Below are 13,295 nucleotides of genomic sequence, written 5' to 3' on the forward strand. Positions count from 1 at the left end.
GTACTGGGGGCCCGGAAGCCCGGTCAGAAGGTTTCGAGCTCGTCGTCGAGCAGGTCGAACAGCTCGTCGTCGGTGGCCGATTCGATGTCGGTGTCGTCCTCCGCCGGGTGCTGGTCCGCACCGACGTAGTCCCGCCACTGGGCCAGCAGCGCTTGCAGGCGCAGGGTGACCCGGGTGCCGGTCTCCTCGTCGGTGGGGGTGGCCGCCAGGGCCTGCGCCAGGCGGTCCAGCTCGGCGAAGACGCCGTCCCCGGCCGCCTGCTCGTCCAGCGGCAGCGCGCCCCGCAGTTGCCCGGCCAGCTCGGCCGGGCTCGGGTAGTCGAAGACCAGCGTGGCCGGCAGCCGCAGGCCGGTCACCGCGTTCAGCCGGTTGCGCAGCTCGACGGCGGTCAGCGAGTCGAAGCCCAACTCCCGGAAGCTGGCCGCCGGCTGGACGGCCGCACCACCGGAGTAGCCGAGCACCGCGGCGACCTGCCCGCGCACCAGCTCCAGCAGGATGCGTTCCTGCTCCTCGATGGCCAGACCGGTCAACTGCCGCACCAGCGCGGTGCCCGGGTCGGCGGCCGCGCTGCCGGCCGCGCGCCGTGCCGGCTGGCGGATCAGGCCCCGCAACAGCGCGGGCACCTCGCCCGCCTCGGCCGCCTGGGCCCGCAGTCCGGCCAGGTCCAGCCGGGCCGGCAGCAGCACCGGGTCCGGCAGGCCGACGGCCGTGTCGAGCAGGGCCAGGCCCTCCTCGACCGAGAGCGCCGCCACACCGCGGTTCAGCCGGCGGGCGTCGGCCTCGTCCAGCTCGCCGCCCATCCCCCCGCCGTCCTCGGCCCACAGGCCCCAGGCCAGCGAGGCGGCCGGCAGCCCGGCGGCCCGGCGGTGCTGGGCGAGCGCGTCCAGGAAGGCGTTGGCGGCGGCGTAGTTGCCCTGGCCCGCGTTGCCGAAGATGCCGGCGGCGGAGGAGAAGAGCACGAAGGCGGCGAGGTTCTGATCCTTCGTCAGCTCGTGCAGATGCCAGGCCGCGTCCACCTTCGGGCGCAGGACGGTGTCGAGCCGCTCCGGGGTGAGCGAGGAGATCACGCCGTCGTCCAGCACACCGGCGGTGTGCACGACGGCGGTCAGCGGATGCTCGAGTCCGGTGCCGAGCAGGGCGGCCAGCGCCTCGCGGTCGGCCACGTCGCAGGCGGCGAACCTGGCGACCGCACCCAGCTCCGCCAGCTCGGCGGCCAACTCCGCCGCGCCCTCGGCCGCTTCACCACGACGCGAGACCAGCAGCAGGTGCCGCACGCCGTGCCGGGCCACCAGGTGCCGGGCCACCGCGCGGCCGAGCGAGCCAGTCGCGCCGGTCACCAGGACCGTGCCGTCGGCGTCGTACGCCGGGGTGACCTCGGGTTCGCCGGTGGCCACGGCTGCCAGGCGCGGGGCGAGCGCCGCACCGGCGCGCAGCGCCAGTTGGGGTTCGCCCGTGTCGACGGCGGCGGCCAGGGCGGCCGTCGAAGCCACGTCCTGGTCCAGGTCGACCAGCGTGATCCGGCCCGGGTTCTCGGCCTGCGCGGACCGCACCAGGCCCCAGACAGCGGCCCCGGCCAGGTCGCGGACGTCCACACCGGCGACGGCCACCGCGCCACGGGTCACCAGGACCAGCCGGGAGTCGGCGAACGCCTCGTCGGACAGCCACTGTTGGAGCAGCGCCAGCGCGCGGTGGACCGCCCCGTGGGTGGCCACCGCGAGATCGGCGGCGGCAGCCGGCACAACCGGCACCACGACCGTGTCCGGCAGCAGCTCGCTCAGCGTCGCCAGGTCGTCGAAGCACTCGGCGCCGGGCAGCCCGAGGTCGTGCTGCCCGAGCACCGCCACCACGCCCAGCGAACCGGTGGCGGGCAGCGCCACGCCCGTCCACTCGGAGCGGAACAGCGCCTCGTGCCGGCCGGACCCGTCGCCCGCCAACTGCTCGGGCGAGAAGGCCCGCAGCACCAGCGAGTCCACCGAGGCCACCGGCGCGCCGGTGCCGTCGGCCACCGCCAGCGAGACCGAGTCCGCGCCGAGCGAGGTGATCCGCACCCGCAACTCGGCCGCACCGGCGGCGAAGAGCGAGACACCCGACCAGGCGAACGGCAGCCGGCCACGGCTCTCCTCGCCGAGCAGGCCGCCCAGGCCGAGCGCGTGCAGTGTCGCGTCCAGCAGCGCGGGGTGCAGACCGAACAGGCCTGCCTCCGAACGGTGTTCCTCCGGCAGCGCCACCTCGGCGAACAGCTCGCCGTCCCGCCGCCAGGCCGCCCGCAGGCCCTGGAACGTCGGGCCGTAGCCGAACCCGGCCGCCTCGAAGGCGGGATAGACCGACTCGACCGGCTCCGGCTGGGCGCCCGCCGGCGGCCACTGCGCGAGGTCGAACGACGCGGTCCGCTCGGCTGCGGCCAGTTGGCCGGTGGCGTGCCGGGTCCATGGCAGGTCCGGCTCGGCCTCCGCCGGGCGCGAGAAGACCGCCAGCCGGCGCCCGCCACTCTCGTCGGGCGCGCCGACGGTCAGCTGCACCTGCATCGCGCCCTTGGCCGGCAGCACCAGCGGCGCCTCCAGCGTCAGCTCCTCCAGCAGCCCGCAACCCACCTGGTCACCGGCCCGGATCGCCAGCTCCACGAACGCCGTGCCCGGCAGCAGCACGCTGCCCGCCACCGCGTGGTCGGCCAGCCACGGGTGGCTGTCCAGTGCGAGTCGAGCCGTGAAGACGTGACTGTCGGCGTCCGCGAGCGCCAACGAGGCGCCCAGCAGCGGGTGATCCGCCGACCCGAGGCCGGCGGAGGCGACATCGCCGAGCCACCCGGCCTGCGGCCTGGGCCAGTAGCGCTCGCGCTGGAAGGCATAGGTGGGCAGTTCGACGAGCCGCGCCCCGCTCCCGGCATACAGCGCCGCCCAGTCGACCCGCACCCCGCGCACGTGCAGCCGGCCCAGGGCGGTGGCGGCGGCCTCGGTCTCCGGGCGGTCGCGTCGCAGCAGCGGCGTCAGCAGGGCGGCCGTCTCGTCGGTCAGGCAGTCCTGCGCCATCGCGGTGAGGGTGCCGTCCGGGCCCAACTCCAGGAAGGTGCGGACGCCTTCGCTCTCCAGGGCCTGGACCGCTTCGCAGAACCGGACCGCCTCGCGCACATGCCGCACCCAGTACTCGGGCGAGGTCAGGTCCGCGCTCCGGTCGAGGGTGGAGACGATCGGGATCTTCGGCGCGTGGAAGGTCAATTCCTCGGCCACCGACCGGAATTCGGCGAGCATGCCGTCCATCAGCGGCGAGTGGAAGGCGTGGCTGACGGTGAGCCGCTTGGTCTTGCGGCCGAGCTCCGCCAGCTGCCCGGCGACCTCGATCACGGCCTGCTCGGCGCCCGAGATCACCACGGAGGTGGGCCCGTTGACAGCGGCGATGCCGAGCTCGTGCTCGCGCCCGGCGAGCAGCGGCAGCACCTCGGCCTCGGCGGCCTGGACGGCCACCATCGCGCCGCCCGTGGGCAGTTGCTGCATCAGGCGACCGCGCGCGGCGACCAGCTCGGCGGCGTCGGCCAGCGAGAGGATGCCCGCGACGTGCGCGGCGGCGAGCTCACCGATCGAGTGGCCGGCCAGGAAGTCCGGGCGGATACCCCAGGACTCGACGAGGCGGAACAGCGCGACCTCGATCGCGAAGAGCGCGGGCTGGGTGTAGGCCGTCTGGTCGAGCAGCGCGCCGGCGTCCTTCAGCGGCGTCTCCAGGTGCTGGTCCAGCTCCGCGCAGACGGCGTCGTAGGCCGCCGCGAACACCGGGAAAGCGCTGGACAGTTCGGCGCCCATCCCGGCGCGCTGGCTGCCCTGGCCGGTGAACAGGAAGGCCGTCCGGCCGCCGCTGACCACCCCGGCGCTGACGGTCGCCTCGTCACTCGCCAGTAGCTCCAGCCCGCGCAGCAGCTCCGCCCGGTCGTGCGCCACCAGAGCGGCACGGTGGTCGAAGGCGGCGCGTGCCGTGGCCAGCGAGTAGCCGAGGTCCGCGATGGCCGGCCCGGGGTGGGCGGCGAGGTGGTCCCGCAACCGGGCCGCCTGGCCGCGCAGGGCCTGCGGTGTCCGGCCCGACAGGACGAGCGGGAGCAGTGACGGCTGCTCGACGTCCGGGGCCTGCTCGACGTCCGGGGCCTGCTCGATGACGGTGTGGGCGTTGGTGCCGCTGATACCGAAGGAGGAGACCGCGGCCCGTCGTGGCTGCCCGGTCTGCGGCCACGGCCGCGTCTCGGTGAGCAGTTCCACCGCGCCGGCGGTCCAGTCCACGTGCCGGGACGGCTCGCCGACGTGCAGCGTGCGCGGCAGCACTCCGTGCCGCATCGCCATGACCATCTTGATCACGCCGGCCACGCCGGCGGCGGCCTGGGTGTGGCCCAGGTTGGACTTGATCGAGCCGAGCCAGAGCGGCTGCTCCTCGGTGTGGTCCTGGCCGTAGGTGGCGAGCAGCGCCTGGGCCTCGATCGGGTCACCCAGCGTGGTTCCCGTGCCGTGCGCCTCGACCGCGTCGACCTGATCGGCGGTCAACCCCGCACTGGAAAGCGCCTGCCGGATCACCCGCTGCTGGGACGGGCCGTTCGGCGCCGTCAGACCGTTCGAAGCGCCGTCCTGGTTGACCGCCGATCCGCGCACGATGGCGAGGATCGGGTGCCCGTTGCGGCGTGCGTCCGAGAGCCGCTCCACGAGCAGCATGCCCGCGCCCTCGCCCCAGCCGGTGCCGTCCGCCTCGTCCGAGAACGCCTTGCAACGCCCGTCGGCCGACAGGCCGCGCTGGCGGCTGAAGCCGACGAAGGTGTTGGGGGTGGCCATCACGGTCACACCGCCGGCCAGCGCCATCGTGCACTCGCCGCTGCGCAGCGCCTGGATCGCCCAGTGCAGCGCGACCAACGAGGACGAGCAGGCCGTGTCCACGGTGACCGCCGGCCCCTCCAGGCCGAAGGTGTAGGAGACCCGGCCCGAGGCGATGCTGCCCGTGTCGCCGCCGCCCAGGTAGCCCTCGCCACCGGCCGGGTCGTCCTGGAGGCGGGTGGCGTAGTCGTGGTACATCACGCCGACGAAGACGCCGGTCCTGCTGCCGCGTAGCGTGGCCGGGTCGATACCGGCCCGCTCGAAGGCCTCCCAGGAGGTCTCGAGCAGCAGCCGCTGCTGCGGGTCGGTGGCCAGCGCCTCGCGCGGGCTGATGCCGAAGAAGGTCGGGTCGAACTCGGCGGCGTCGTGCAGGAAGCCGCCCTCACGGGTGTACGAGGTGCCGGGGTGTTCCGGGTCCGGGTGGTAGAGGCGCTCGATGTCCCAGCCGCGGTCCTCGGGGAAGCCCGAGATGGCGTCCCGCCCGTCGGCGACCAGCTGCCACAGCTCCTCGGGGGTGCTGACCCCGCCGGGGAAGCGGCAGCTCATCGCGACGATGGCGATCGGGTCCTCGTCGGCCGCCGTCGGGCGGGCCACAGCGGCCGCCGGCTGGTCGAGACCGGTCGTGCCGAGGAGTTCGGCCCGCAGGTGCCGGGAGAGCACCTGCGAGTTGGGGTGGTCGAAGACCAGGGTGGCCGGCAGGCGCAGGCCGCTCGCCGCGGTGAGGCTGTTGCGCAGTTCGAGAGCGCTGAGCGAGTCGAAGCCCAGTTCGCGGAAGGCACGGGTCGGGTCGACCGCTTCCGGCCCGCCGTAGCCCAGCACGGCCGCCGCGTGGGTCCGGACCAGGTCGAGGAGCAGCGCGTCCTGCTCGGCCTCGGACAGCTCGGCGAGCCGGGCTCCCAGCGCGGTGGACTCGGCGCCGGCGGCAGCGGAGGCGGCGCGACGCAGCGGCGCCCGGACCAGGCCGCGCAGCAACGGCGGCAGCAGGCCCGCCTCGGCCTGCGCCCGCAGGCCGGCCAGGTCGAGCCGGACCGGCACCAGCAGCGGCTCACCGGAGCGCGCGGCGGCATCGAGCAGCGCCAGGCCCTCGGTGGCGGAGAGTGGCAGCACACCGCCGCGCGCCATCCGCTCGACATCGGTACTGGCCAACTCGCCAGCCATGCCGCCGTCTTCGGCCCACAGGCCCCAGGCCAGCGAGGCGGCCGGCAGCCCGGCGGCCTGACGGTGCTCGGCGAGCGCGTCCAGGAAGCCGTTCGCCGCAGCGTAGTTGCCCTGACCGGCCGCGCCGAACACGCCGGCGGCGGAGGAGAAGAGCAGGAAGGCGGCGAGGTTCTGACCCTTCGTCAACTCGTGCAGGTGCCAGGCCGCGTCGACCTTCGGGCGCAGCACCGCAGAGACGCGCTCGGGGGTGAGGGAGGAGATCACGCCGTCGTCCAGCACACCGGCGGTGTGCACGACGGCGGTCAGCGGATGCTCAAGCTCGGTACCGAGCAGGGCGGCCAGCGCCTCGCGGTCGGCCACGTCGCAGGCGGCGAACCTCGCGACCGCTCCCAGCTCCGCCAGCTCGGCGGCCAACTCCGCAGCGCCCTGGGCCGCTTCACCGCGACGCGAGACGAGCAGCAGGTTGCGCGCGCCGTACTCGGTGACCAGGTGCCGGGCCACCAGCGCGCCCAGCGTGCCGGTGGCACCGGTCAGCAGCACCGTGCCCTCGGGGTCCAGCGCCGGCGCCGGCGCCTCGGCAGCCGCCATCACCCGCGCCAGGCGCGGGGCGAAGGCCGCACCCGCGCGCAGCGCCAGCTGCGGCTCGCCCGACTCGACGGCGGCGGGCAGCAGGCCCGACGACTCCTCGTCCAGGTCGACCAGCGTGATCCGGCCCGGGTTCTCCGACTGCGCCGAGCGCAGCAGACCCAGGACGGCGGCCGACGGCAGGTCGCGGACCTCCTCGCCGGCGACGGCCACCGCGCCACGCGTCACCACGACCAGCCGGGAGTCGGCGAACGCCTCCTCGGCCAGCCACTGCTGAACCAGCGCCAGCGCGCGGTGCACAGCCTGATGCGTGACCGCGACCACGTCGAGAGCAGCACCCGGCAGCACCGGAAGGACGATCGTCTCGGGCGCCGCCTCGACCAGCGCACCCAACTCGTCGACGCACACGGCATCCGCGAACCCGAAGCCGTCGTCACCGAGCACCGCCACCACGCCGAGCGAACCGGCCGACGGCAGCGACACGCCCGTCCACTCCGGACGGAACAGCGCCTCCTGGTGGCCGCCGTCACCCGCCAACTGCTCGGGCGAGAACGGCCGCAGCACCAGCGAGTCCACCAGGGCCACCGGCGCACCCGTGCCGTCGGCCACCGCCAGCGAGACCGCGTCCGCACCCGCCGCCGACAGGCGCACCCGCAACTCGGCCGCACCGGCAGCGAAGAGCGAGACACCCGACCAGGCGAACGGCAGCCGGCCCTGACCGGAGTCCGCCAGCAGCCCGCCCAGACCGATCGCGTGCAGCGCGGCATCCAGCAACGCCGGGTGCAGCCCGAATGCGGCCGCAGCTTCCCGGGCCTGCTCCGGCAGCGCCACCTCGGCGAACAGCTCGCCGCCGCGCCGCCAGGCCGCCCGCAGCCCCTGGAACAGCGGGCCGTAGGCCAAACCGGCCTGCCCGAGGCCGTCGTACAGCCCCTCGACCGGCACCGCCTCGGCGCCCACCGGCGGCCACTGGGTCAGCTCGAACGACGCCGCCCGCTCACCCACGGCCAGCAGACCGGTCGCGTGCCGCGTCCACGGACGGTCGGACCACGCCGCGCCGGCCGTCTCGTCCTGCGGGCGGGAGTGCACCTGCAGCGTCCGGCGACCCGCGTCGTCCGGTTCGCCGACAGCGAGGCAGAGTTGGAGCGCACCTGCGGTCGGGAGGGCCAGCGGCGCCTCCAGCGTCAGCTCCTCCAGCAGGCCGCAACCCACCTGGTCGCCGGCCGCCACCGCCAGCTCCACGAACGCGGTGCCGGGCAGCAGCACGCTGCCGGCCACCGTGTGGTCGGCCAGCCACGACTGCGCGTCGAGCGACAACCGCCCGAAGCAGAGCAGGCCGTCCGCGTCGGGCAGCGCGACCACCGCGCCCAGCAGCGGGTGATCGACCGCGCCGAGGCCGGCCGTGGTCACGTCGCCGCCGGGGAAGTCGCCGGTGTCCAGCCAGTAGCGCTGCCGCTGGAACGCGTAGGTCGGCAGGTCGACCCGCCGGGCTGCCGTGTCCGCGAAGACCGCCGGCCAGTCGAGCTTGACGCCGCGCACGTGCAGCTGGGCAAGCGCGCTGCTGAACGTCTCCGGCTCGGCGCGGTCGCGGCGCAGTACCGGGGTGAAGGCGCTTTCCTCGGCGGTCACGCACTCCTGCGCGAGAGCGGACAGCGTGCCGTCCGGGCCCAACTCCAGGAAGGTGCGGACACCCTCGCGCTCCAGGGTCACGACCGCGTCGGCGAAGCGGACGGCCTCGCGGACGTGGCGCACCCAGTACTCGGGCGAGGTCGGATCGGCCTGCTGGTCGAGCGTCGAGACGATCGGGATCCGCGGGGCATTGAAGGTCAACTCCGAGGCGACCGCACGGAACTCGGCGAGCATCGGGTCCATCAGCGGCGAGTGGAACGCGTGGCTGACCGTGAGCCGCTTCGTCTTGCGACCCTCGGCCGCCAGCTGCTCCGCAACCTCCAGCACGGCCTGCTCGTCGCCCGAAATCACCACGGCCGACGGACCGTTGACGGCGGCGATACCGACGTCAGTGCGGTCCGCCAGCAGCGGCAGCACCTCGTCCTCGGTCGCCTGCACGGCCACCATCGCGCCACCGGCCGGCAGCGCCTGCATCAGGCGCCCGCGCGCGGCGACCAACTTGGCCGAATCCGCCAGCGAGAGCACGCCCGCCACATGCGCGGCCGCCAGCTCACCGATCGAGTGCCCGGCCAGGAAGTCCGGGCGGACACCCCACGACTCCACCAGCCGGAACAGCGCCACCTCAAGCGCGAAGAGCGCCGGCTGCGTGTACCCGGTCTGGTCGATCAACGCCGAAGCATCCTTCAGCGGCGTCTCCAGCCACCGGTCCAACTCCGCACAGACCGCGTCATAGGCCGCAGCGAACACCGGGAAAGCGCTGTACAGCTCGCCACCCATCCCAGCCCGCTGGCTGCCCTGACCGGTGAACAGGAACGCCGTCCGACCCGCCGACCCGGCCGTCCCCAGCACCGCGCGCGAAGCCGACTCGCCGTTCGCCAGCGCCTCGACGGCCGCCAGGGCCTCGGCGCGGTCCCGGACCAGCAGCGCGGCCCGCCGCTTGTAGGCCGTGCGGGAAGTGGCCAGCGAGAAGCCCAGGTCGGCGACCGTCAGATCGGCCTCACCCGCCAAGTGCTCCGCCAGCCGCGCCGCCTGGGCGCGCAGCGACCGCTCGTCCCGCCCTGAGACCACCAGCGGCAGCGGTCGCGCGAGCGGGCCCGGCCCGCCGGCCGTGGCCGCCGGGTCCTGCTCGATGATGCTCTGCTCGATAATGATGTGCGCGTTGGTCCCGCTCACGCCGAACGAGGAGACCGCCGCGCGGCGCGGCCGCCCGGTCTCGGGCCAGGGCCGCGCCTCGGTCAGCAGCTCCACCGCACCGGCCGACCAGTCCACGTGCGGGGACGGCTCGTCCACGTGCAGCGTCTTCGGCAGCACGCCGTGGCGCATCGCCATCACCATCTTGATGATGCCGCCGACCCCGGCCGCCGCCTGGGTGTGGCCGATGTTGGACTTCAACGAGCCCAGCAGCAGCGGGCGTTGCCGGTCCTGCCCGTAGGTGGCGAGCAGCGCCTGCGCCTCGATCGGGTCGCCGAGCCGGGTGCCGGTGCCGTGTGCCTCCACCGCGTCGACCTGACCGGCCGTCAGCCGTGCCGAGGCCAGCGCCTGGCGGATCACCCGCTGCTGGGCCGGGCCGTTGGGGGCCGTCAGTCCGCTGCTGGCACCGTCCTGGTTGACCGCGCTGCCGCGCACCACGGCGAGCACGGGGTGCCCGTTGCGCTGGGCGTCGGCGAGCCGCTCGACCAGCAGCATGCCCGCGCCCTCGCCCCAGCCGGTGCCGTCGGCCGCCGCCGCGAAGGACTTGCAACGGCCGTCCGCCGCGAGTCCGCGCTGGCGGCTGAAGTCGATGAAGGCGTTGGGGGTGGACATCACCGTGACGCCACCGGCCAGTGCCAGCGAGCACTCGCCCGCGCGCAGGGCCTGGATCGCCCAGTGCAGGGCGACCAGCGAGGAGGAGCACGCGGTGTCGACCGTGACCGCCGGGCCCTCCAGGCCGAGCGCGTAGGCCACCCGGCCCGAGGCCACGCTGCCCGAGTTGCCGTTGCCGAGGTAGCCCGCGACGCCCTCGGGGACGTCGAACAGGCGGGCGGCGTAGTCGTGGTACATCAGGCCCGCGAAGACACCGGTGGCGCTGCCGCGCGCCGACTCGGGGTCGATGCCGGCCCGCTCGAAGGCCTCCCAAGAGGTCTCCAGGAGCAGGCGCTGCTGCGGGTCCATCGCCAGCGCCTCGCGCGGCGAGATGTTGAAGAAGTCGGGGTCGAACTCGGCGGCCTCGTGCAGGAAACCGCCTTCCCGGGTGTAGGAGCTGGCCGGCTGCTCGGGGTCCTCGTCGTACAGGTCCCAGCCACGGTCGACGGGAAAGCCCGACACGCCGTCGGCACCGGTCGCCACCAGCCGCCACAGGTCCTCGGGAGAGCGCACGCCGCCCGGATAGCGGCAGGCCATGCCGACGATCGCGATCGGCTCGGGCTCCTGCTCCTCGAGATCGCGAAGCCGCCGGCGGGTCTCACGCAGGTCGGCGGTCGCCCGCTTGAGGTAGTCGAGGAGCTTCTCTTCGTTCTCCACGTTGTCCGTCACACCCCTGAACCGGCCGTGAAGGTCCTGCCGGTCGCCGCCGACGTCCGAAGGACGCCGTCGAGCGGACCGGGCATGACCACCAATTGATCGACCACCAATTGATTCGTGATGAAAGCGCGCGCCCGCAGCTCCCCGCCGCCCGGGAAGGACCTCTGCCATTTCCGACGGGGGTCCCGCACAGTTCCGGCATCGGTATTCGCGCACCCCACCGGCCCGGTCGCGTCATTGCTGGGCGATGATTCCGGCGGACTCGCGGAACACAATTGCTGCTCCGCCACGCTAGCAGCGGCCGCCAGTGGGAGACATCCCCTAGCCGCCCCCTAGCCCCCCTGTTCCGGAGAGCGCCGGATTGCGGCGGAGCTGGCCAACTCTCCCCATGCTATACATGGTGCGCACGGTTCCGTGTCCCTTTCCACCGGCGCATGACGTCGTATCAGGATGCGCGTGAACTCCTCGCCGCGTAACCCCTATGCCGCCGTTATCGCGTCCCGCTCGATTCGCAGGCATCAATGAATACAGCACGCGCACCACAGGCCGTGGATTCAGCCGTCGTGGTCGACCAGTTGGTCAAGAGATACCGTAATCGCGATCGTCCTGCGGTCGACGGGCTGAGTTTCCGGGTCCGGCCCGGCGAGGTGTTCGGCCTGCTCGGGCCGAACGGCGCCGGAAAGTCGACCACGGTGGGAATGATGACCACCCGGGTGGCGCCGACCTCGGGCAGCGTCACCATCCTCGGGGTCGACGTGGCGGCCGACCCGTCCACCGCGCACCGGAACTTCGCCGTCGTCCCCCAGCGCAACAACCTCGACCGTTCCCTGACCATCCGGCAGAACCTGGTCTTCCACGCCGGCTACCACGGCATGGGCCGGGTCGAGCGCAACCGGCTGGCCGACAGCAGCCTGGAGTGGGTCGGCCTCAGCGACCACGGCAAGGCCCGGGTGGACGAGCTCTCCGGCGGCCAGGCGCAGCGGGTGATGATCGCCCGCGCGCTGATGCACCGGCCCCGGGTGCTCTTCCTGGACGAGCCGGCGACCGGTCTCGACCCGCAGTCGCGGCTCTTCGTCCACGAGCGGGTGGCCGAGCTGAGCGCGGGCGGCATCACCGTGGTGATCACCACGCACGACATGGAGGAGGCCGCCAAGCTCTGCGACCGGGTCGGCATCGTCGACCACGGCAAGCTGCTGGCGCTCGACTCCCCGGCGGCGCTGACCGAGTCGCTGCCCGGCACCGGCACCCTGACGGTCACGCTGCGCACCCCCGAGGCGGCCGAGGCCGGTTCTGCGGAACTCAACGACGTGGTCCGGGCCCTGGAGAAGACCGCCGGGGTCGAGCGGGTCGAGCCGGTCGAGCGGGTCGCCCCCGACGAGGAGGGCGACGTCCAGCCCGGCACCAGCCGGCTGCGGATCTACACCACCGGTCGCCCGACCACGGCGCTGCCCGCCGTCGTCGGCGTCTTCGCCGAGCTGCACTGCGACCTGGACGACGTGTCCCTCGGCGAACTGACCCTGGAGGACGTCTTCATCGAACTGACCGGGAGAGAACTCCGTTGAGCACCACCACCCCCACCATGCCCCTGCACGGCGGTGCCGAGCGGGCGAAGCCCCGCAAGGGCGGCTCAGCGGCCTGGGCGTTCTGCTACATCCTCTGGCGGGACATCTTCGTCACCGGCCGCGAACTGGTGCCGTTCCTGGCCCAGGTGATCATCGAGCCGTTCTTCATCCTGTTCGTCTTCGGCAAGGTGCTGACCACCATCGGCTTCACCGGCGAGGGTTTCCAGCAGGTGCTGCTGCCCGGCGTGGTGGCGCTCAGCAGCTTCCTGGTGGCCCTGCAGAACACGGCCTTCCCGCTCATCGTGGACTTCTCCTTCACCAAGGAGATCGAGGACCGGCTGCTCTCCCCGATCCCGCTCGCCCTGGTCGCCCTGGAGAAGCTGCTGTTCGGGGCGATCCGCGGCATGATCGGCGCCGCCGTGATGATCCCGCTCGGCTTCCTGCTGCTCAACCACGTGCACTGGCCGCTCTCCAGCGCGCTGCCGATCGCCGGTATCCTCGCGCTCGGCTCGCTGGCCGGCGCCACGGTGGGGATGACCATCGGCACGGCGGTCGACTCCCGGCACATCAGCATCATCATCACGGTGGTGCTGACGCCGCTGATGTTCACCGGCGCCACCCAGTTCCCGTGGTTCGGCCTCGCCGCCGTCCGGCCGTTCCAGGTGCTCTGCGCGCTCAACCCGCTGACCTACGTCAGCGAGGGGATGCGGGCCGTGCTGATCCCGCACGCCGTCCAGCACTCGATCCCGCTCTGGATCGACGCGACCGCCCTGGTCGGCGCCTGCCTGCTGTTCGGGCTGCTCGGCATCCGCGGCTTCCGAAAGCGGGCACTGGACTGAACGCAGTTCTGGCCCAGCCTGCGTGGGTTCACCTGAGACGGAAGCGCGGCAACGGCTTCGGCCCCGGGACCGGCACAACGGTCGCGGGGCCGAAGCCTTTTCGCGGTCCGGGGCCGGCGAGGCGCCCGCAACGCAGCCGACTCCAACGAGGCGTGCCCCCCGACACACGATCGCCCCCCTTGGACCGG

3 protein-coding genes are annotated in these 13,295 nt (G+C 73.6%); 2 read left to right on the forward strand and 1 reads right to left on the reverse strand.

Translation table 11 applies throughout. The features are described 5' to 3' along the window. Window positions 1-23: 23 nt before the first annotated feature. A complete protein-coding gene (locus ABH937_RS00600) occupies window positions 24-10,718 on the reverse strand; it encodes a type I polyketide synthase (RefSeq protein ID WP_370216742.1) in 10,695 nt (3,564 codons plus the stop codon). A 536-nt stretch (window positions 10,719-11,254) separates the two neighbouring features. On the opposite strand from ABH937_RS00600, the gene ABH937_RS00605 reads away from it, so the two are divergent. Next, complete coding sequence (locus ABH937_RS00605; protein ID WP_280689075.1) at window positions 11,255-12,268, forward strand: ABC transporter ATP-binding protein; 1,014 nt, start codon at window positions 11,255-11,257, stop codon at window positions 12,266-12,268. Beyond that, the gene (locus ABH937_RS00610) at window positions 12,265-13,107 is read left to right on the forward strand and encodes an ABC transporter permease (protein ID WP_280689076.1); all 843 of its coding nucleotides are present in this window, start codon (window positions 12,265-12,267) and stop codon (window positions 13,105-13,107) included. Before ABH937_RS00605 ends, ABH937_RS00610 begins: the two co-directional genes overlap by 4 nt. Window positions 13,108-13,295: the final 188 nt, after the last annotated feature.

Source organism: Kitasatospora sp. GAS1066B, from assembly GCF_041262605.1.
Lineage (GTDB): Bacteria > Actinomycetota > Actinomycetes > Streptomycetales > Streptomycetaceae > Kitasatospora.